The organism is Chthonomonas calidirosea T49 (assembly GCF_000427095.1).
GTDB classification, from domain to species: Bacteria; Armatimonadota; Chthonomonadetes; order Chthonomonadales; family Chthonomonadaceae; genus Chthonomonas; species Chthonomonas calidirosea.
On record NC_021487.1, the window covers coordinates 932,266 to 954,350 of the forward strand.

Below are 22,085 nucleotides of genomic sequence, written 5' to 3' on the forward strand. Positions count from 1 at the left end.
CTTCTTGCTACTTGCCTCGGACATAACGCTTCCCCAAATAGCGCAGATAACCGACAGCTAAAACTCCCAACGGGACCTCCAGCACTTGCACCAACCGTAATGCCCGTATCAGGCTCTGCAACCAATCCGCCTCCTCTCCATTGGCTAGAGTATTGATGTGCGGGTTCGATGGGAGATAGACGATCGGGATTGATTGACCTACTGCTGGAGAGGCCATTGCGCCCAAAGGGCTCTCACCAGTATATTCGGAACCGTTCACTTGAAACACATAGTGCACCCAATCCCCTGAATGTTGCGTCCACTCCACCTGGGTCACTTGCCCCTGCACCCGTACGCCGTGCTGTAGGACTTGGTTGACCTCTTCTAAACGATGACTGTCGCGTTGTATTCGAATTGCATCATGCCTAAAGCTAGTACTAACGCTACAACAAGAACTATCACCACCCGGTTGATATCTCTTTGCTTCATCGAAAAACGCCCCTTTCTCTAAATCAGACTCTCTTTCTCAAAATCCGATCCTTCGTCAGCGAGTGGAACCGCATTAGCCGCTGGGGTGCTTTGGGTTGCTTCCGGCTTTGCTGCCTCTTGAGAGCTCGCATCTAAGCAGTTCCGAACCCTTTCCGGCAAACAAGATAAGACAAACGCAATGATCTCTTCACGGTTGGGGTCTATCGGCCAAATGCAAGTGAACTCGGTGCCGTCTGGTCCGTAGATAAGAAAGGTGTCTGGGATGGGCATTACCCCTCCGCCGGTTGTATAGCGGGTCACCGTTTGAACGGCCACCCGTGATACCTCGGCATAGGGGAGACGCCGCTTTTTGAGACCATTAAACACCACGATCCCGTCGGTATGAAAGCAACGGTAGCCCACCATTCTAGGCCAAGCGAACGCTAAAAGGAACAGCAGTATCCCGAACGTTTTGATCCGGGCATAGAGCATATTCGGCTCGAAAAAGCTTATTACGTTGACAAACCCAAACAGAAGAAAGATACAGCCGAGAAAGGCCCACAAGATCACTACGCCAACGGTTCCACAACCAAAGCTAAGCGTACGCCAGTCGCGCAGCACATAAGGCGGATGAAACGGCTCGGTATCGTTCCTGAGAATAGATTTGTTTTGGGTCTGCATGTACCTATTTTACCTCGCTTAAGGCTCCACTTGGACAAATGTGTTTGCTCACCCACTTGCCGAAGACGTATCCTATCGGATCTCAGGTTAAGAACCTACCAGCAGCCACATCGTAGTACCGAAAACCTCGCAAGCTTAACCCCCTCTCCCAATCCGTTTAGGAACCTATCAGCCCGCCATAGCCGCCGTACGCACGAAGCGCATCGCTGTAACTCGTTATAGACCAAATCCCAAAAACTATTTCTTCTCCTCTAGCTTCTGTTCCTTCTCCTCCGCCTCACCGCTCTGAAACGGCTCTGCCTGAGACTCCTCAGCCAAACTAGCACCCCGTAACAGCTCCTCACCCCCAAACCCCACAGGCCTTAACAGATCCAAGGGCGTCCCCTCCGCAGGGCGCAGGTACTCCTTTACCAAAAGGTGCCGCTGCTGTACGGCGCGCAATTGCCTGACACTGCTCGCTGCTAACTCCTTCAACTCCTGACCCGTTTCACGTATCAAACAGTCCTCCGACACTATCCACCTCTTTAACCATCCCTCTCCGCGGGAGAGCCGCTCGAGCGCCTCCAAAGCCTCGGTGCACTCTGCAGCCACACAGAGTTCAAAAACTAATCGGCACAGAACCTGGGCTATCTGAGGTGTGTTAAAATAGTCTTCTTTCAGAAACTCTACCAAGGCAACGCGCTCCTCCTTGGTAAGCTCTACCGAGGAGGCTTGAAGCTTTTCTTGAAGACTGTGCTGTAACAAACCAACAACGATCTCTTTCCCTGTGGGGACATACGAACGCTTGAACAAACGACATGCTTCCTGTATATTAAAAACCATATTTTCATGACCTCGCTCAGTAACCCACTTATAGCAGCTAATCAAGTAGTTCAGAGGGTAACAGAGTTTTCGGTTTAGATAGAGCCATAGGATGTGTCGAGACAGGTTGTCTTCCAATGGCAAGGCAACATAACAACAAACCCACAAGACACTTCCCGTCACAAGAAAAAAAAGCAGTGGCTCAAAAGACTCCTTGCCGTGAAAATCAAATGGAATGAGTATCAAGCTGAACCACATACACACTGTCCAGCACATTGCTAGCATCTGCACAATTACAAAGGATAGCAACCACCCCAAAGACATCCATTTCACCAGAGCGGGTGTCATGGTAAACAGCTTACCGGTGAGACGTTTCAGGACGCTGTGTCTTTTCGGGTGCCCCTCTTGGGTAGGAGAAGAGGGTGCTTGCTTAGTCTCCACCGCGTCATAAGGCTCCTCTCTCCACCAGAAGGCTTCGTCCTGAAAGCCCACCCACTGGTACCACTGACCATCCCGGCCCACATAACGAAACAAAGGGAAGGTCGGCTTGCTAAGCGCTTCCTTTCTCTGTAAGGCTTCTCTTACGATATCTTCCCGAAAACGCCAGTAGACTTTGCATAAGTACTCAAAGATATAGCCACCACCTAGTCCATATAATACATAAGATAGTCTCTGAAATAGTCCATCTAGTATTATCAAGATCTTGTAGGAAACCTTTCGGATTTTCTCAGAGCGGGTCTTCTTAGGTAAGGTATCTTTTATGTCTTTGCTATCCCATCCCATCTTCCTCACCTCGCTGTAGGGTCTAGACATTGATACACAGGCGATGATATCTTCCGTACCATTGCTTCATGCTCTCCCGCTCACTATCGCACGCCAGAAAGCGCATCGTTGAGCTCTTTCAACACGTAGGCCATCGCTTGGAGCCCCGTATCCGTTATGGATGGCAAGCCCGTTCTCTATCAGCCGCGGTGCATGCGCCTGCCCCCAAATCGCACATGATCTTGAAGAATAGCAGTCACAACCTATCCTTAAATAGACAGTTCTCCATCAACATATCCCTAGCAGGAAGCCTTTGTATAACGACATGATAGCAAAGCTGCACGGAGTTGTCAAGTGCTTCGCAAAAAAACTGTTTGGCGCAGGGAGTCCTACAAGAACAGCCTACGACCGGCAGGAATTGAGGGGACTTTGCATGAAATTAGGGGGTAGTAGAACCTCTTTGGAGTGAGAAGTCAAAACATGAAGCTTAAGCGCCTTGGACGCACCGGCCTGAAAGTCTCTGAAATCTGTCTGGGCACCATGACCTTTGGAATGCAGGCCGATGAAGCCACGGCATTTGCCATTATGGACAAAGCCGCCGAGGCTGGCATCAATTTTATAGATACCGCGGATGTCTACCCGGTGCCGGTGACCCCCGAGACAGTGGGACGCACCGAGGAGATCGTCGGGAAATGGCTTAAAAATCGGCGAGAGGATTTTATTCTCGCCACGAAATGCCGTGGTACCATGGGGCCTAGGCCCTGGGACGAGGGCCTCTCACGTAAACATATCCTGCAGGCCGTGGAGGCGAGCCTGAAACGGCTTCAAACCGACTATATTGACCTTTACCAGACGCACTCGCCCGATCCCGATACGCCCATTGATGAGACCCTCCGCGCTTTGGACGACTTGGTGCATCAGGGAAAGGTACGCTATATTGGCTGCTCCAACTACCAGGCCTGGCAACTGGCAAAGGCTTTGTGGGTCAGCGATAAGTATGGCCTTGCCCGTTTCGATACCGTGCAGCCGCGATATAATCTGCTGTTCCGCCAGATCGAGTACGAGCTCCTGCCTCTTTGCCGAGAAGAGGAGATCGGCGTGATCACCTATAACCCGTTGGCAGGGGGCTTCCTCACCGGCAAATATCGCCGTGACGCCCCTCCCGCAGCCGGATCGCGCTTCGATATCATGCAGGGCCGCTCCCCCCTCTACCATCAGCGCTACTGGCAAGAGGCGCAGTTTACGGCCGTGGAGACTTTGCGCGCCTTTTTTGAGCCGCGAGGTAAATCGCTGGCGCAAGTGGCCCTCGCGTGGGTGCTACATCAACCCGACGTCACCAGCGCCATCCTCGGCGCAACGCGCCCAGAACAGCTCGAAGAGACCCTCAAAGCCGTTCATCTGCAGCTGGATCAAGAGGAGTTGGAAGTTTGCGACGCCGTGTGGTACAGTCTTCCACGCCCGCGCGACCCCTCCATCGCTGTGCGATAGATTTCGGGTAAGCACGGACGTGTGTGCGTTCCCCCCAATATGCTGCAATCAGGAAAGGAAGTGAGAGAAGATGACCTTTGCAATGCCGACACAGCCTTTTGGCCCAGATGGCGTGCACGTTTCTCGCATCGGGCTCGGATGCATGGGGCTTGCGGGCACATGGAACCCTAACGAGGTGGGGCCGGAACATATTCGGCGTGCCATCGCCGCCTTTGAAGCCGCCATCGAAAGCGGTATTACGTTTTTTGACCACGCCGACATCTATGGGGGCACCGCCTGCGAATCGATCTTTAAAGAGTGCCTGGCCGCCATCCCAGGCATTCGAGAAAAGATTTTTATCGCCACCAAAGTTGGCATCCGCCCCGGCTACTACGAACACGACCCAGACTATATTCGCCAATCCATTCGTGGGTCGCTGCAACGCTTGGGTGTTGATTATGTAGACCTCTACCAACTCCATCGTCCAGACCCACTCAGCCACCCTGCCGAGACGGCCAAGGTGTTGGAAGAGTTGGTGCGCGAGGGGCTAGTGCGCTATGTCGGCGTATCGAACTACTATCCTCATCAAACGCTCGCCCTCAAACGCTATCTCAATATCCCTCTTGTCTCCAACCAAATAGAGATCTCGCTCTTGCGCCTCGACCCCATCTACGAGGGGGCTGCCGGAGGAGGCGGCGATGGCGTGCTCGATCAGTGCGAGGAGCTGCAGATCACCCCCTTAGCCTATAGCCCCGTCGGCAGAGGCTGGCTCACCGGAAGGCGAGAGGTGCCCAACGATCACCCCCAGAAAGAGCGCATCGAAAGGATTCTTGCCGCCATGCGAGAGCTTAGCCCCAACTACGGCGGAGCAACTCCTGCGCAACTGGCCATCGCGTGGCTCTTGCGACATCCCGCAGGCATCCTACCGCTGGTCGGCTCCAACAACCCCGACCATATCCGCGAGGCGGCCGGCGCAGCTCAAATTCAACTTACCCGCCAGGATTGGTATAAACTTTGGGTGGCCGCAAGGGGAGAACGCGTCCCCTAAAGCCCGCTTAGGGTTAGGCGTTCCTACACACTGAACGCCTAACCGACTATGAGGCAAACTTAATGATACGTAGCATTATAGGAGAGAACCGCACGATGAACCGATATCGCTTTCAGCACAAGGCCCGCTTCGTGGCCCTTCTGCTCTGCTTGCTGATCGGCATCCTCCCGGCCTGCCATGCCCAAATGGTAGAGGGAGAGGATATGGCCAACTTTCAACAGACCTTCAACGTTGTGCCCCATCAAAAGAATCGCTTTCTCTCTGTGGTTCTGCTGAAAATGGCAGGGGTCGACAACGTGCTGACCCCAGACGAGCAGGCGACGTTTGTCGTACAGATTCAAAACCTTACCGATCAATCGCTTAACACCCTCTGTACCCCGGAGATCATCGGCTACGGCACCTATGGCGTTCCTGGCGACATTTGGCTTCCCCATCTCTACCGGATCTCCAAAACCCTGCAAAAGCCGTTCACCCTAACCCTTGCCCCTAAAGCTTCCGCAACCTATACCCTACAGCCTGATATTCCGTCGCGCTTCGGCGGATACGCGCTCGTCCTTGACTTCGGCAACTACGGAAGGATCTTCGTCACCACCTGCATCCGCACCTTTGCCCACTCCTCCGAGCGCATTCAATATCCGCACTTTTGCCTGGATGCGGATATCCCCGCGACGGTCTTAAAACGCCTTGGCGTCCACGCTGTGCGCTTCGGGGTCGGCTATAAACCGACCACGGACAAAGATTGGGATGAATGGTACAACAATGTGGCCCAACAGCTAAAAACCTTTCAGCAGAACGACATCGCCGTGCTGTTCATGGCGGGCGGAGGCGCTCTTTACGGCCCTACGCAACCCCTGGGACGTCCCCGTCCCTGGTTGAATGACCAAGGGGTTATGCTCGATACGAAGTTCGATATCGCCTGGCTGCCCTCCTATGATGCCGATTTCCAAAAGTGGTGCTATCTCTTCGCCTCTCAATTCGGATGGCCCAAAGGCCCCATCAACGCCTTTTCGCTGTGGAATGAACCTTGGGAGGGGATATCCATCTCCGGCTGGGGCGCCGACATGCTGCGCTATCGCGATATCTACTGGCACATGGCGCAGGGAATACTGCAGGCACGAAAAGATGCCGGTGTGCAGGTGCTGGTCGGTGGGTGCGACTCCACCTCCAACGCTGTTGACAAGCTCTTCTGCGATGGCAAGGATACGTTCACTAACATCTTCGACTTCGTCAGCATTCACTATCAAGGGCTAGACTCCCACGCCACCGTGAAAGCTTGGGTGAACCACAAAGGCCCCTACGGCCGCGTGCGCATATGGGACACAGAGAGCTGGGTAGCCAACACCGACGATAGAGTGGCCGCCGTTGTGGCTGGCGACAGGGCGGCCGGTTACGATCGCGCCATGGGCGTTTACCACGGCAATGTGTGCGAAGTACAAGATCAGTACATCAACACACCGGACGGCAAACGTCAATATGTGCCCAACGACGAGGTTTGGTCTACAGCGGCCGCCGTGAGCGCTGCAACTCACTTTATTGGAGAGCGTCCCTTTGAGCGCCTGCTCTTTCGGCCAGGCCTCCCTTGGGTGATGGTCTTTGGTGGTCGCCCGGACTCGGAGGGTCGCTCCGATCCCGAAGATGGCACTGTGGTAGTTGTGGGCGACCTCGGTGCCGAGTTTGGGGCCTACAATCTTCCATTCTGGACGGCGCGAGGCTATGCCGAGCTCCAACACAAGGCACAGCTACGTGCCCAACTGGCCGCTCTGCCCCCCAACGCGCCTGCAGCAGAGCGCCAGAAGCTCATCACCGCTCTCCAAACCCCCGAACCGCTCTCAGGAGCAACGATGACCTTAGAGGTTGGCCCCTATAGCCTCTACGACTTCTATGGGAATCCCGTGCCACCTCAAAATGGACACATTGTTGTTCCCCTCGATGGGCGGGGCTTCTTCCTGAGAGGAAATGGGGAGAAAGGCTCTTTCGCCGCCCTTCTTCAGGCCATTCAACACGCCGATATTCAAGGCTTCGAACCCATCGCAACCGTCGCGCACGATATGACCGCCCCTATCTCACAGCACCCGGTGATGCGCCTTGAACTCACGAACCTGCTCAACCGCCCCATAACCGGCAGGCTCGAAGTCCATCTAGGACAGCTTCACATCGCAGCGCCGTCCACGCTCTCGTTCAACCCTAACCAAACAAAAGAGGTAGACGTGCGGGTCATCGGTGGCACTCCCACGGCCGATAATACCTATCCTCTGCACCTGGTCTTCGATGCCGGAAAAGACGGAAAAACCGTTTGGGACGAGCCGATGCATGTCAACTACATCGCCTATCGCACCATCAAGGTGGACGGCGATCTGAGCGACTGGAAAGGCGTGCTGCCCCAGCCTCTTCAAAGCGACAACAGCAATGCAAGCTCGCTCACTGAGCAGGCCTGGTTTCCCTTTAAACCTCTCCCCCAAAACGTGAAAAAAGGCTTTGCTGTGGCCTACTTGGCCTACGATAAACACTATTTCTACTTTGCGGCCCGTATCGCCGATGACACCCCAGAGCCAGGTACCCTACGCTTTGCAACCCGCGACGACGATCCGTTCTTTTACCCCGAAGTCTGCTACTATCCTCAAAAAGATGCGTCCGGCAAGGTGAAACTCGTTCCTCTCCATTGGCCTAAAGGGGTGCGCCGGTACTCTTATCGCAAAGACCCCATCTTGCCGGCGGGAAACGCCCCCTACTTCGATAACGTCCAGATCGCCTTTAACGTGCTTCCGCAGTCTCTTAAGCCTTGGTACCCTTACCCCAAAGGCACCGAATTCGGCTTCACAACCTACAAAGATACCGACTACGAGTATGCCTTGAACAAAGTGGCTCCTCAGTACGGCGGCGGCACCGAGATATGGCGTCTGGAGTACCCAGGAATGCCCCATAAGCATTTCTATCCGCGCCAACCCAAATCGCCCTACGATGGCCCTGTAAAAAACGGGAAACTGGTGATCAAACAGGTGGGCAACACGCGCATTGTGGAGTGTGCCATTCCCTGGTCGGAAATTCCTTGGGTCAAAAAGCGCATAGATGCAGGCGAGACCATCAAGTTCTCTTACCGCGTTAACGACGGCGGAAACCCTGGCTGCATGGAGCTCTCGCGCCTTCGAAGTGTGGCCCGCATTAACGGCTCCTTCCACGTGGACTGGGTAGAGCATTGGGCGAACGCACTGGAGTTTGGCTGCCAGCCCGCCCCTAAAAAGGCAACACCGCCCGGTGCGCGGCCTTGAGTCCCGCGTGGTCGTCGGCGAGATAAGTCAAGGACTGAGGACTGAGGACTGAGGACTCAGGACTGAGGACGGAGGACTGAGGGATGAGAACTCAGTCCTCAGCACTCAGCACTGATGCATGGGAACTCAGTCCTCAGTCCTCAGCACTCAGCACTGCTGCATGGAACTCAGTCCTCAGCACTCAGCACTGATGCATGGAACTCAGTCCTCAGCACTCAGCACTGAGGCATGAGGCATGGAAACTCAGTCCTCAGTCCTCAGCACTCAGCACTGAGGCATGAGGCATGGAAACTCAGTCCTCAGTCCTCAGCACTCAGCACTGATGCATGGGAACTCAGTCCTCAGTCCTCAGCACTCAGCACTGATGCATGGAACTCAGTCCTCAGTCCTCATTACTCAGCACTGATGCATGGAACTCAGTCCTCAGTCCTCAGCACTCAGCACTGAGGGACGACGCGCTTTGAGCAGCTCGACCACCTGGCGGGCACATCCGTCGGCATCGCGCAGGATTGTCTGCCCCCAGAATGCGAGGACGCCCCAGCCTTTGCGCTGGAGGTAGTTCCGCTTCTTTGCGTCGAGCTCCAATATGTCTGGGTTGCCGTGGTAAGCATAGCTGTCGCAGTAGACCGCGACCTTGGCATCAGGCCAGGCGAAGTCGGGTACGGTGACGATTCTCCCCTGCTCATCCCGCACCTCGAAGTCCCGGTCTCCGTCCGTGACGCCGAGGCGCTCGAGTGCCGCCCGCAGCGGCTCCTCGATCACCCCCTTGGGATAGCGGCTGAAGGTTGTGTCCGAGACGCTGCTTCGCGCATCGATCATCTGCTTCAGTCTCGCTGCTCCTGCTCCGTGGTTCGCTGTCTCGGGCTGTACGCGGTCGAGGTTAGCCATGGCAACCAGCACGTCCCGTACAAGATCCTTGTTGAAGAGCGAGTGCCATCTCTGGTTGCGATAATGCTTTAGGCACCGATAGCACGCCCTGCTGCAATCATGATCGTACAACACCCGCTGCGCCTCTTGGGCCACCTCGGGCAGGCGTGCCGCCATCTCTTCAAGGTAGCCAGCGCCACCCGGTACCGTCTCGTAGAACACGATCTGCTCGGTGCCCGATCCCGCAAGCGGCCGGCGCACAAAGACACCGAGCTCATCCAATTCCAGCTCTAAGAGTCTTCCCGCACCGGCACGGAGCGCTTCCGCAAGCGTGACAGCCGTCTGCGGGATTATTCTGCGGCCTATGGGTGCTGCGTCCTCCCGCCCCGGGAGGTTCAGGATCAGGCAGTCAGCCTGGAAGCGATGGGCAAGGACGAGCTGCACGAGTTCGCCGCGGCAGAAACGCGCGTGATCCTCTCGCCACTGCCTCACCTGTCTTTCGTGCGTCTTGTCCTCGGGATTGTACGGCAAGTGGCGTCCGCAGTCCGGGCAGAGCCAAAAACGCCGCCCCTCGCCAGTCTTTCTATCCAGGGGCCCCCAGTTGGTCACCAGAATCTCTGCCAGCTTCAGCAGCTCGACGGGGTGAAGGGCGTACGGGTAAACCCGGCACATGACGGCGGATTGAGCCAGCAGCGCTTCGCGCCGGTCGAAAAACTGCCGCTGGCGCGATTCCTCCTCCGACGTGATGCGAAAGCTCTCCTCCGCCTCGAAGGCATCAACGAACACGACATCGGTAGCTTGCCCTAGGGGGGCAGCACAGCGTGGGCAAGAGTTACGCCCGCTTTCGACCACCTCGTCACACGCCTCGCAGAAGTGGAAGGCCTGCAGGCGCCCTGCCGCTTCTGCATCACTGCGGGCGCTCTGCATCGCGGCCGCACCGGGCCCGCCCGGGTAAAGCACCCGGATGGAACGCAGCTTATGCCCATTGGCATAGATGAAGTTCCCGGGCGCGAATTCTTCGATCGCAATCGCGGCAGCTCGGTAAATCGTCGGGGTGTCCACGACACCGGGGTCGAGGCTGAAGGTCTCCACCGGGAACTGGTATGCGGGGAGGAGCTGTTGTGTGGATAGGTAGTTCAGGATGTAGGCCCGCTCTGGGTCCTGGGTGATCTCGTAGTAGGCACGCTGGCGTGCTTTGGCTTTCCTCTGGTCCTGCCGGGTCGAGCCGATTTTGGAAAACTCCCGGAATTCGCGGTCCAGTTGCTCCACCCTATGCCACCACCGTTCGAGCACGGCGATGAGTTCGTTCTGAAAACCGTCCACCACGGCCGTTATGTCCTCGCGGCTGTAGCGGCCTACCAGCCCCAAATCGCGGTCCCGAGCCATGACCTTGAGCAGCTCTTCCACCAGTTCATCCCGCCGGGAGTGGACCTCCCCGAACAGCTGGTCCAGCGCCTCCCGCCGCCAACGGCTGGGATGTTGGACATCGTCCAACAGCTCTTTGAGCAGAAATGGCAGCTGGGCATCGAGGCGAGATAGCAGGTAGGCTCGCAGATGGCGGAACACGATCTGTGGGTTGTCGAGCCTGAGCCTGGGAGGCTCGAAGCGCCCCGAGACGAACCACTCGGGCCGCAAGAAGGCGTGGCGGTCGTGGGTCCCACCGCTGCAGAAGGTGGAGACGAACCCGATACGCAGCCTCCGGCCCGCGCGTCCCACCCGCTGGGCGTAGTTCGCGGGAGTGGGCGGTGCGTTGCGTAGCACCACCGTCAACAGCGGGCCGATGTCCACGCCGAGCTCCAGCGTGGGCGTGCAGACCAGCGCGTCGAGGCGGCCCTCTTTGAAGTCTGTCTCCCGGCGCGTCCGTTCCTCTTCCCCGATCTGGGCGCTGTGTTCGTCGATTTTAAGACGCCCCGGAGACCGCTCCAAGTACAGGCGAACGTAGTAGTTCTCCCTGTCGAGGAGCACGGGAACCAGGCAACCGGTTTGGCACTTGGGCGTCGGACATGTCGGCAGCTCGTAAGCCCGCCACGTCTGACAGGCGTTGCAGCGGTACCCTTCCTGCGTAAAGCGCAGGCGGATCCGGCGTGGATCGACCTGGAGGGCCTGCAGGCCCCGAACCTGCTCCCTTGCCGGAATCGGGAACCTCACGGAAACGAGCACCTCGTATTCCACCAGCAGCGGGACGACAGCGTGCAGGAAGGCCTCGGCGGGCTCCCGCCCGCCGACGAGGCGCGCCACCAGCTTGTGGGTTGCAGTAAGCTGGCCCGCGCGGGGATTCTCTTGCACAAAGCCCATCAACCGGCTGCTATTGCGGATGTGATCTGGACGATCCAGGGCGAAGGCCTTAGGGGCCCGGTCCCGGTCGGGGAAGCGCACGGCGTAGGGTTCGCCTTCCAGTTCCCGGTAGCGGTGTTCCTTGCTCGGATCGATGTATTCCGTGAAGAAGGCAAGATCGGTCCCCGTCTCCGGGCGGCCGTCGTAGGCGACGGCCCGGTTCTTTCGCATCACGTCGAGCACCGCTTGGACCAGGTTCAGTGCCGTATCTGGCTGAAGGCCGGCGTTCTGCGCTGCGGCGAGAAACCGCCCATCTTCGCTGAGTTCTTCGAGGCCCTCGTACTCAACGGCCACCAGACCTAGGTTCTCTAGCGAAGCGCGCTGCCGGCTGTAGCGGGTGAGCTCATTGGCAACCTGGTAGGTGAGAGCGTCCAACCAGCGCCTCTGTTCGGGACGGGATGGGCGATGAGTAATCAGGCCTATCTGCAGGAAGCGGTCGAAGAGCCGCTGCGGAAGCTCGGTCAGGTAGAGGCCGTCCGCGCCAGCCTCCCGAAGCTCGTGCGCGAGAACGTGACGCAGGGCAAAGACCCGGTGCTTGTCCTTCGTGTAGCCGGCCTGGTGGGCTGCGTCCTGCCGGTTGTCGGTGAACACCAGGAGCTTGCGGTCCTCACCCTGCAGATGGTCGAGGTGGTGGTTAGCGAGGACCGAGACGGTCGATGCCGTCCCCGTGTGGAGGGGGGTCACGATGTCTGCGCGCGTGTAGCTGTCCCCGCAGGCCGGGCAGGTGTTGAGCGTGCCGCGGTGCAGCAGCATGCGCACCGTTGCGCGGTTGCAGGAAGGACACGTCGCCCCCGGCTGTGGAACCAGCCTGCCGCAGCCAATGCAAACACCGACCTCCGAGAGCCTCCCCTCGGCTTTCTTCTGTCTACGGTCTCTCCGTTCCCGTTCCTGCGCTCTCTCTGCCTCCGCCCTCTCTTCGTCCTCCTCGTCGAAGGTCCCCGGCCCTTCGTCCAGCTCGCGGATCTCGTGGGTGAGGAACCCGGTGTACTCGCCGCTGAAGAAATCGCTCGTGCCGATCGGCCGATCGTCATCCTCCCCGGCGAACCGCACCTTTACGAAATCCTGCCCGCAGGTGCGACAAAGAGCGGCGGGATGGGCGACCGATCCGCAACGGGGACATTCGGCACCCCCGTGGGGCACCAACGTACGGCACTCAGGATTGAGACAGAGTCCGACGTCATAGACGCCGTGGAAGAAGGTATGGAGCTTCGGCCGCAGGCGCGGCGGATGCTCCTCGTCGCCGACGCTTCCCACGAGAAGATAGGCCTCGATCTCCCTCTGTACGCGCTCGGGGTCGGCGTCTTTCCTCTCGGGCAGCGTCTCCCGTAGGTGCTCGACCGCCTCGGCCACCGTGCGGGGCTCGGTAAAGAACTCCTCCAGGGCGCGCACGACCTTATTGCCCGCAAGCACCGCGCCGACGCGATTGGCGACCGCCCCCTCAGCGGGACAGCTCCGCCCGGTGAGGGCTTCGGCGAGCGCTATGACCTTCTGCTCGTCGTTGGGATCGAGCGCCAACAGCGCCGCCTCATCTAGGTCAGCAAGCGGTGGAGCGTATTCCTCCTCCGCCTCGACCCGCCGCATGTAGGACTCCGCGACGATATCCTCTGGCCGGACCTCCTCGCCGAAAAGGGTGGAGGCAAACTGCGCCAGGGCTTTCAGGCCATCGCTCTCCGAAGCCACCGTGGCCGAAGTGCCGATGGCGACCAGATCCCCTGAACCGAGGCCCGATTGGGTCTTGAGGCGGCGAAGGAGACAGGCGATCTCGGTGGCGAGCGCCCCACGATAGCTGTGCAGCTCGTCGAGCACAAGATAGCGAAGCGAGGGCTGGAACATGTGTCGGTCTTCGCGGCGCACCAGCAGGAAGTCGAGCTGCTTGTAGTTGGTGAGCAGGACGTCCGGGGGATTCTCACGAATGGCAGCCCTGCTAAGGCGCTCCGTCTCTGCGGGCTCCTCGCGCAGGGTCAGACTGGCCGAGTCGCTCTCGCCCGTGTAGAGGCCAAAGGAGATGTTCAGACCGGTCCCTCGGAGCAACCGGCGGAGGCGCTCAAGCTGATCATGGGCCAGGGCGTTCATCGGGTAGACAATGATCGCCTGGAGACCCTCAACGCCCCCGGCCTTGCGGCGAAGAATGCCGTCCAGCATGGGCAGGAGGAACGCCTCGGTCTTTCCCGAGCCTGTCCCGGTGGTGACCACGAAGGAGCGCCCGGCGCGGCCGATCTGGAGGGCGCGCTCCTGATGGGCGAACAATTGGCCCTTGCCAAATGGCCAGCGGACCTGGAGGAGACCGGGATGCGCTTCACCCATGCGCACCAGCTCCTCAAGCGTGGGACCGAGGGCAAAATCCCTGGCGAGCGTGACGTAGGGCCCCTTGACCACCACGTACGCCCGCTCCAGGTGCTCTTCGAACTGCTTGCGGAGGTGCGGGTCGAGGAACCGGTAGGTCGTGCGCAGGAAGCTGCGGTACTCCTCAATGAGATTGCGAACGGCAAGGGGAATGTTGGGGGTCATGACATGTCCCTCCTTTCATGAGGCAGAAGGCCCATCTTCCGTAGGCCGTCAAGCGCATCGGTGACACGGCCCAGGGTAAACGCCTCCCGCGAGAGTTTCGGCTGCCACACAGGGACGGACCGGATGTAGTCCAAGATGGCCTCCGGCGTCACAGATTTACCCTGGCTCTGCAGCTCCACCGCTGCCAGGTGCACAGTGGTCCAGCGCTCGAGCGTTTCATCTCTGAAGGTGCGGAACTCTTCCAGAACCCGCTCGGCCGACCTGGTGTCGATATACCACGCAGCATAGCCCCGGGCTTCGTCGATGTTGGGACCTGGTTCAAAATGGGTGTCGTCCCACGCCACCAGCCAGCCCTTCTCGCGCACGGCGATGTCTTCGGGTCCTTGGTAGCGGAGGCCGGGGTCGTAGGGACCGGCGGCCTGCTTGGAGAACTCGGTGAAGAGGCCCGTCCCCGTGGCCGCTTCGATGAGGTAGAGCATCTTCTGCGCCCGGAAGCGGCTCACCGGGTAGCCCGGGGAATAGAGTTTGTGGACGACCCAGGCAAGGACGGCCGCTTGCTGAAAAGCTGGATTAGCCGGCTGGCGTGCGGGCTTGGTTTCGTAGACCTCCGAGGTTTCGGCGGCACGGGCAAGCCCCGCTGTCGAGATAGCGTAAACCTTCGCTCCTTCCACCTCCCGCTTCCATTCTTGGACCCGCTCCTGCAGATACGCATAAAACTCCGGGCGCTTGCGGGCGAAGACGGGGAAGGTGGAGAGGATGTATTCGAAATCGTCGGGCGTGAGGCCGTAGGCCTCGGCGACGGCGCGGTTGGTGAGCCAGATGGACGGCCAGAGCTCGCGCAACTCGCTGAGATGGCAGACAGGTTGGCGGGCGACGCTACGGCTGGGTGCAATGGACAGCTCACGGACATTCGATACATGCGGCACCGCTGCGCGGGAAACGTGGGTAAAGTTCATCGTGCTGGACACGCGGAACCGGATCATGAAGTCGAAAGCGAGTGAATTGAGCACCGAACTCGCGATGTCCGTAGCTACTGCTGACGTCGAGACGATCGGGAGCTTGTTGTTCGCACACGACCGCTCCGGCAGCACCGCTGCGATGCAGGTGCGCTCGTTGGTGTTGCTCGCGATGTCGCGGAAGACGAGCTTGGGGCCGGGGTCGGGGAGCCGGCCGTACTTCTTCTCGCACGCCTCGAGGCTCACCCAGCGCTCGATGGGCCTGATGTCCACCAGGAACTGCTCGATGTGCTTGCCCTCGTAGAGCGGCCAGAAGCCCGCCTCGGCCATACGGGCGCGGATTTCGGGCCATGCGGCGGGGTCGTAATAGGGCGGTTGCGAGGTGGTGCCGGAAACGGGGCCGAGGATCTGACGGGGGTTGTAGAGCCTGCCGGTCTCGGAGTCCGTCCACAGGTCCCGGTCGTTGGTCATGTCGAATTCTCTGTAGAACCGCGCGTTCCAGGTGCCGGGGCCCCGGTCGCCGAGAAGCGGTCGGGGGTTCACCGGGTTTCCTTCCACGTCGTAGCCGTACATCTTAAGCAGGATCTCCCGGTCCCGCGGGGAGCGGTATTCGAGGAAGGCGAGCGTTCCTGGCGAGAGGCGCTCCAGCTCCCGACGGCGGACGGGCACGAACCAGTCCCGGTAGCGGGCGGTGGCGTCCAGCTCCGCCAGGTCGTGGCGCATGAAGGCGGCCTCGAAGCCGTCCTGCTCGGCTCGACCCTTCCGAAAGACGAGGCTCACGAACTTGTATCTGGAATCGATCGGAAAGATCTTCTTGCGGTTCTCGAACGCGTAGAACCGCTCGATCTGGGCTTCCTCCAAGAGCAGGTAGCGCAGTCCTGTGCAGCCCTCGTTGTTGTAGATCGCCGAAGGAACCACGAAGCCTACCCGGCCACCCTCGCGGGCAAGTTGCCAGGCGCGCTCAACGAAGAACTTGAAGGCGTCCGGGTCGCCCCCGGTGCTCTTGCCATCAACCTTCCAATCCTGGAAGTGGAAATCGCCGCCTTTCTTGAGGCAGGCGGCCAGCGTGTTGATGCGCGCCTCGTGCGCCTTGAACTCCGCGGCCAGTCCAGGGTTCTCGCGCTGGAGCTCGCTGATCCTGCGATCCAGCTCCCCGCCCACGAAGGCGCGAATGAGGACGTCGTAGCGGCCATAGAACTCCTTGCGGTCGGGCTTGATCTTGTCCCACGGCGGGTTGCCGAGAATCGCGTCGAAGCCGGGTCGGTCGCCGTCCAGGAACACCTCCGGGAACTCGAGTTCCCAGTGGAAGAAGCGCTCGCGCTCGCGCACTTTCTCGAAATCCTGCCACCAGGGCCGTCTTTCCGCATAAGCACGAAGGCATTCGGGATCGCGTCCGGGATCGTGGATGTGGTTCGTGAGCTTATCCCATTCGTGCCAAATCTCCGGCACGAAGGCGCTCGCGGAGCGGAGGTCGAAAAGCAGCTTCGCGGCGGCCAGGGTCTTCTCGGCCTTCGCGCGCAGGTGTTCCTTGTAGCGCTGCTCATCGGTGCTCTCGGGCTCGATGCCCTCGCGACGGAGGTCCTCGGGCCGTGCGTCGTCGATAAACCTGCGCAGGCGGGCCGCTTCGCGGATGGCCTCGCGGATGTTTTCCTGGAAGGGGAGGAAGCCCTGGCTCTGGTCTTTCTTCTGTTTTCCCGGGAGCGGTGGCTGCTCCAGGCGTGCCATCCAGGTTCCCAACAGCGAGTTGCCGCAGCGGATGTGGTGCTGGAAGTAGGTGAGCGGCCGGTCGCCGGCGAGCGACTCGATCCAGAGCGCCACACGGGCGAGCTCGACCGCCGTCGGGTTCAGGTCCACGCCGAAGAGGCAGCGTTCGGCGATGCGCCGCTTGCACCAGGCGCGGGCCTCGGAGTTGGCTGCCCGGGCCGCTTCGTCGCTGGCGCGCCAGTTGTCGTCCCACCCTTGGCCCGTGGTGGACCGGAACTCGGGCGGCGCCTTGCCGCGATGCTCCTCGACGTAGGCGCGGTGCAGCGCCTGGCCAAGGAACCGCATGGCCTCGACCAGGAAGTGGGCGCTTCCGCAGGCGGGATCCAGCACACGCAGGCGCTCGATCTCGGCGGCGGTCTTGCCCTCCACCAGCGGTCCCAAGGCGTGGCGCACCAGGTCCTGCACCAGGGCCCGCGGGGTGTAGAACGACCCGGAGCCCTTCCTGCCCGGGCCGGGAACGAAGTGGAAGGTACCGGGTTCCAGCCGCCGCAGGAGCCGCGCGGTGCCGCCCCGCTTGAGGCCGTCCTCGGCCCCTTCCTCCGCCTCCGGCTCTTCCACCGCCGCTTCGGGGTCGAGATCCGGCTCTTCCGGCTCGTCTTCTTCCGCGTCGGCGCCCTCATCCTGGGCCTGCGGATGTAGGGGCTCGGCCGCAGTCCTCTGCACCACGGCGAAGTCGCCCTTGAGGACGAGGTTCTTCTGCTCGCAGAGTCGAACGAGTTCTTCGGGCGTAAGCACGTACTCGCGCCCCTGAACCCGCGCCTCGATGCAGGTCTCCCGGGCGATGCGGGGCTCGTATTCGAGGAGCCCCTCGTAGACCGCACCCAGGTTCTCGATGTCCAGTTCCCGGAAGGAGACCCGCTCGCGCCCTACTCCGCGGCGCGGTTGGGTGGTAGCCAAGTCGAGGATCAGGCGGGCCACCTGCTGGTCGGGCAGGCGGGCCTCGTCCAGGATCCTGCCCGCCGGGGTCTCGCGGCTGAAGAAGTCGCCGCCCCGGGGCGGGATGTGCTCCCAGGGCGTGATGGACGGTAGGCCCTGGTCGTAGATGCGGAAGAGCGCCCGCAACCGCTCCCAGAGGGCGCAGCGGTTCTCCGGCCATGCCCTGCTGGGTGTGCGCAGGATCCCCTCCAGCAGGTCGGTGGCCGAGTAGCTTTCGCGGTACAGCTGGTGCTCGTCCAGACGCGGGTCGCGGGCCTCGGCGTAGAGGATGAAGAGCAGGCGGTAGAGGGCGAGGAGGGCGGCGTCGCGGTAGGCCTGCAGTTGTCTCTCGTCGAGATCTAGGGGTGAGGCGATCACCTTCCGGGCGACGGCGTCGGCGATGAGGCCCGAGACGAGGGATTCGGCCGCCCGAAAGACGGAGCCCTTCAGGTCCTCAGAAACGCGCTCGGCGTGCGCCCGGCTCTCCCGCTCGATCGCTTCGATGGGCGGAGGTTCGTCGTCGGCGTACAGGAACGTCGCGGCGGCGAAAAGCTTCATGAAGACGGCGAAGGCCTCCGGATCCTCCTCGTCATAGAGACCTGCGAGGTCCGCCTCGAGGAACGCGCCGCGCGGGCCGTCGCCGGTGGCGCGGATCAGACGGATCCGCTCGCCGGTAACCAGGAACCCGTGGCAAAGCCTTTTCTGGGCCAGGGCCTCGCCCAGCCGGTGCATGGGGTTCGCTCGGCCGCGGCCCGAATCGAGGTCTTCGTCCCACTCGCCGCAGTAGACGAGAAGCAACGGCCTCTCGCCGGCCTGTTCCGCCTCGGCGCTGGCGAAGAGGGCGTGGATACGCTCCTCACCCGCTCCCAGGTGGAAGCCCAGGACATCGCGAAGCAGCGGACGGATGAACCGCTCGCGCGTGGCCGCAGCGTCGGCGACCCGGCCCTCGGCTCGCTCCCGGATGCGCCGGAAACGGGCTTGCGCGATCTCGATGGCGCGGTCGGCGAGGCGGCCGGCCCGGCCTCGGCGCCCGCCGAAAACGCTGCCGAGATAGTAATCGGAAAAGAAACCCCGGACGTTGCGCAGGTGCTTCAGATTCATCGTGCAGGTCCCTCCGGCACCAGGAAGAGGGCGCCCAAAGGCCGAGGTGGCGGGGGATCGGACACTTGCTCGAATTCTGCGATCTCTGCTGATCGCTGATCGCGGTATTCCCTAACGACCTCGCGGCGTGCGGCAAAGCCATGGTCCTCGAGCTCGGCGAAGAGGCTTTGCTGTCCGGTGCTGTCGATCATCCCCCGCGCGTGACGCTCCTCCTCGTCGAGTTCCCGAAGCCGGTCCCTGACGTCCCGCTCGAGGTCCTGCCGCAGTATGTCGGCCTGCCGGCGGCGGTGGGCGCGGAGCTCCTCAGCACGACGCGCGAGCCAGCGCTCGGCCTCGGCTCGAGCCGCCTCGCGAAGCGCCTCGAACCTTCCCTCGAAGAGGCTGCACAGGGCCTCGCGCGGGACCTCGCCAGCCTCGTCGGGTTCGAGCCAGCGAAGGTTCTCCTCGGGCGCGCCCAGGATTCCGCCGTCGAGACCGACACGGATCGTCAGAAGGTGTTCCTCCAAGAGTCCGCCGCCCCCCTCGATCCTGCCGAGCCATGTGAACAGCGCCGAGGGAACCTCTGACGCTGGAACGATCCGGGCGGCGAGCCGCCGGGGCGGCAGACCTCGAACGTTCGGGTACACCAGGAGCAGCCGCCGTCGGGCGTCGGCCGCGAGGGCCCGGACCAGGGGATGCAGCGGGGTGATGTACTCGACCTCCTCGGGCCGCGTCCGCGCCGCGACCGAGCGGCGAAAGGTGGCCGCCGGGTAGACGGCTTCCACTCCCTCGCCCCGGTAGGACCACGGCACCTCGATCCGGTAGATGCCCTCCGTGCCGGGCACCGGTGTGGCCGCCTTTGCCCCCAGCATCTCAAGGACAAGTCTCTCGAAAGATTCGTCGTCAGGCAGGAGCGGCTCCGGCGTATCGAGCGCGTCGAGGATGCGCCGCAACTCATCTTCGGACGCCCCCGCTCGCAAGCAGGAGAGGTTGCAAGTCACGCACGAACTGTTCGGTGCGGTCCTCGAAGGTGCGCACCAACCCCTGCTTTCCCGACTCGGCATCGCCCGCCTCCGCGTCGAGGCGGACCAGTTCCTGCCAAAAATCCTGCTGGCCTTGGATCAGTCCCAGGATGTCCGGGGTCGATACCCGATCCGCTGCCATCTGCTCGATCTTCTCGACGAGACGGCGCAGGACATCGTCTTCAGGGCTATCGGGGTAGTAGAGGAAACGGATGATCGGCTCTCGGCTCTGGCCGTAGCGGTCCACGCGACCGTTGCGCTGCTCCAGCCGGTTCGGGTTCCAGGGAAGCTCCACGTGGATGACCCGGCGGCAGTGATGCTGGAGGTTGAGCCCCTCGCTCGCTGCGTCCGTGGCGAGCAGAACGCGGATCTCTGGGCGCTCGAACAGCTCCTGCCGCCGGAGCCGCTGTCCCCGGGTCAGGCCGCCGTGCAGAATGACGTAGTGGTCCGCCAGGTCGGGATCGGCGTCGATGCGGGCGCGGATCGCTTCGAGCGTGTCTCGGTATTCGGTAAAGACGATGACTTTTTCCGCCGGGTCGTCGGCGAAGACGCATTTGAGTTCCGCGAGCAGAGCCTCAATTTTTGCATCCCGATCGGGCAGTTTTTTGAGGCGCGCCCAGATGCTTTTGAGGCTCTGCAGTTCGGAACGGCGGCGTTTCTCGTCCTTCGGGATGGCGGACCTGAGGATGCGCCGCGCCGTCCGCTCGCTCTGCGATTCGGTGAGGGGAAGATCTGCCTGATAGTCCCGAAGCTCCGCGTGGGAGGGGGCTTCCTCCCGGGCTTCGGCCTTGGCGAGCGCCTCGAGCCGATTTTCGATTGTGGTAAGCAGTGCCCGGCGGGACGAAAGGGCCCGCTTCTTTACGATCTGCATGGCAAAGCCGACAAGCTCCGCCTCGTCGGTCCCTTCGGCCTGACGTGCGGTTCGCGAGCAGTAGGACGAAACCTTCTCGAGGAGCTCCTTTTCGGGCCCTGAGAGAGGAACCGGCAGCCCTTCGACCTTGCGCTGAGGGAAAACTGGCACCTCGCCACCGTCGACCCGGCGTCGGATCTGTCGCTTCATCCGCCGGATCATGGCCGTCTCCACGCGCCGGCGAAGGTCCTCTGGCGACCCCGAGAACGTGGCTAGGGTCGGTTCCACCAGTTCCACGAGGGAGCGGAAGGCATGCGCGTAGCCGTTGTGCGGCGTCGCCGTGAGGAGGAGCAGGCTGCGGCTCGCATTCCGGAGCGCCCCTCCGAGGCGGGTCCGCTGCGTGCGGTAGGGATTCTGCGGTGTCCCCGACTCGGCAAGGGCATGCGCCTCGTCCACGATGATCAGATCCCAGCGCTTGCGCAGCGCCCGGTTCTGCACCGTCTCTTTCTTGAGGTAGTCGATCGAGGTGATGACATAGGGAAGTGCATCCCACGGACTCACCCCCGCCGGCAAGGTTTCCTGCGCAGCGGCCAGGTCGGAGGCGTTTCCCACGATCTGGAACACCAGCCCGAACTTTTCCAGCAACTCCGCGCGCCACTGCTCCATAAGCCCTGGGGGAGCGACGACCAGCACGCGGCGCACACGCCCGCGGGCCATCAGTTCCAGCATCGCGAGTCCCGCCTCGATGGTCTTCCCGAGCCCCACGTCGTCGGCGACGAGCAGGCTCGGGCGCGGCTTGGCCAAGAGGCGCAGCGTTGGCGCCAGTTGATAGGCCTCGAGCGCCACCCGCCCGAAACGGGCTCCCGAAAGGAGACCTGTCTCCCGCACCAGCGTGGCGGCCAGGATTCGGTGGCTGCTCGACCACGATATCAGGGAATCGAGCTGGCGCAGTTCGAAGCAGAGGTCCTCCGTAGGCAAGGGCTGCGGTTCCTCGGGCGGCACCGACACGGGAAGGCGGATGGGCTCCTCGCCATCCAGGGCTTCGAGCGTGAGCAGGTGGTGCCCATCCGCTATCTTCTTCACTTCCCGGACGATCCAGGGTCGGTCGCGAACCACAACCCGAGTGTTCGTCTCGATCAGCATGTCGGTCATGGTGAAAGCTCCGTTCTCTGGGATAGTGATGCGGCTGACCGCCCAGCGAACGGGCAAGTTGGCCGCCGGTCGGTCTAAGCGAATCGATTCCGCAGCGTTCCGGTGGCCTTGGCGTGGCCGCTCGAGGTAGACGCGAGGTCCAGCGCCGTGGCGTCGTTCGTCAGC

General features: G+C 61.2%; 10 protein-coding genes. 3 read left to right on the forward strand and 7 right to left on the reverse strand.

Annotated features, from left to right (window positions below):
• Positions 1–7 precede the first annotated feature (7 nt).
• The 3 genes from CCALI_RS03950 to CCALI_RS15940 form a co-directional block, all read right to left on the reverse strand.
• On the reverse strand, positions 8–328 hold the full coding sequence (locus tag CCALI_RS03950; protein WP_044948841.1) for a DUF3592 domain-containing protein: 321 nt from the start codon (positions 326–328) through the stop codon (positions 8–10).
• 158 nt (positions 329–486) lie between these two features.
• Entirely contained in the window at positions 487–1,128 is a 642-nt protein-coding gene (locus CCALI_RS03955; RefSeq protein WP_016482184.1) for a hypothetical protein, read from the reverse strand.
• Positions 1,129–1,365: 237 nt separating this feature from the next.
• Positions 1,366–1,920: a hypothetical protein gene (locus CCALI_RS15940; protein WP_155850473.1), complete on the reverse strand. Its 555-nt coding sequence runs from the start codon at positions 1,918–1,920 to the stop codon at positions 1,366–1,368.
• A gap of 1,251 nt (positions 1,921–3,171) precedes the next feature.
• Here CCALI_RS15940 and CCALI_RS03965 point away from each other — a divergent pair.
• The 3 genes from CCALI_RS03965 to CCALI_RS03975 all read left to right on the forward strand — a co-directional run bounded on the left by CCALI_RS03965 (position 3,172) and on the right by CCALI_RS03975 (position 8,472).
• A complete protein-coding gene (locus CCALI_RS03965; RefSeq protein WP_016482186.1) occupies positions 3,172–4,179 on the forward strand; it encodes an aldo/keto reductase in 1,008 nt (335 codons plus the stop codon).
• 70 nt (positions 4,180–4,249) lie between these two features.
• Complete coding sequence (locus tag CCALI_RS03970) at positions 4,250–5,206, forward strand: aldo/keto reductase (RefSeq protein ID WP_016482187.1); 957 nt, start codon at positions 4,250–4,252, stop codon at positions 5,204–5,206.
• 95 nt (positions 5,207–5,301) lie between these two features.
• A complete protein-coding gene (locus CCALI_RS03975) occupies positions 5,302–8,472 on the forward strand; it encodes a hypothetical protein (RefSeq protein WP_016482188.1) in 3,171 nt (1,056 codons plus the stop codon).
• Positions 8,473–8,895: 423 nt separating this feature from the next.
• Here CCALI_RS03975 and CCALI_RS03980 read toward each other — a convergent pair whose 3' ends face one another.
• Genes CCALI_RS03980 through CCALI_RS03995 form a run of 4 tightly spaced genes read right to left on the reverse strand, consistent with a single transcriptional unit; the run spans position 8,896 to position 21,920 of the window.
• On the reverse strand, positions 8,896–14,181 hold the full coding sequence (locus CCALI_RS03980; RefSeq protein WP_016482189.1) for a DEAD/DEAH box helicase: 5,286 nt from the start codon (positions 14,179–14,181) through the stop codon (positions 8,896–8,898).
• Positions 14,178–18,917 carry an Eco57I restriction-modification methylase domain-containing protein gene (locus CCALI_RS03985; RefSeq protein ID WP_016482190.1) on the reverse strand — a complete coding sequence of 1,580 codons (4,740 nt, stop codon included), beginning with the start codon at positions 18,915–18,917 and terminating at the stop codon, positions 14,178–14,180. Before CCALI_RS03985 ends, CCALI_RS03980 begins: the two co-directional genes overlap by 4 nt.
• Positions 18,914–19,849 (reverse strand): hypothetical protein, encoded by a 936-nt coding sequence (locus CCALI_RS03990; protein WP_044948843.1) that lies wholly within the window; start codon positions 19,847–19,849, stop codon positions 18,914–18,916. The genes CCALI_RS03985 and CCALI_RS03990 overlap by 4 nt, the downstream gene beginning before the upstream one ends.
• Position 19,850: 1 nt before the next feature.
• On the reverse strand, positions 19,851–21,920 hold the full coding sequence (locus tag CCALI_RS03995) for a helicase-related protein (RefSeq protein WP_016482192.1): 2,070 nt from the start codon (positions 21,918–21,920) through the stop codon (positions 19,851–19,853).
• Between the last annotated feature and the right edge of the window lie 165 nt (positions 21,921–22,085).

Excerpts from the sequence above, each read along its gene's own strand:
- CCALI_RS03980 (WP_016482189.1), bottom strand. The coding sequence starts at position 14,181 with ATGACCCCCAACATTCCCCTTGCCGTTCGCAATCTCATTGAGGAGTAC.
- CCALI_RS03965 (WP_016482186.1), top strand. The coding sequence starts at position 3,172 with ATGAAGCTTAAGCGCCTTGGACGCACCGGCCTGAAAGTCTCTGAAATC.
- CCALI_RS03955 (WP_016482184.1), bottom strand. The coding sequence starts at position 1,128 with ATGCAGACCCAAAACAAATCTATTCTCAGGAACGATACCGAGCCGTTT.
- CCALI_RS03995 (WP_016482192.1), bottom strand. The coding sequence starts at position 21,920 with ATGACCGACATGCTGATCGAGACGAACACTCGGGTTGTGGTTCGCGAC.
- CCALI_RS03975 (WP_016482188.1), top strand. The coding sequence starts at position 5,302 with ATGAACCGATATCGCTTTCAGCACAAGGCCCGCTTCGTGGCCCTTCTG.
- CCALI_RS03985 (WP_016482190.1), bottom strand. The coding sequence starts at position 18,917 with ATGAATCTGAAGCACCTGCGCAACGTCCGGGGTTTCTTTTCCGATTAC.
- CCALI_RS03970 (WP_016482187.1), top strand. The coding sequence starts at position 4,250 with ATGACCTTTGCAATGCCGACACAGCCTTTTGGCCCAGATGGCGTGCAC.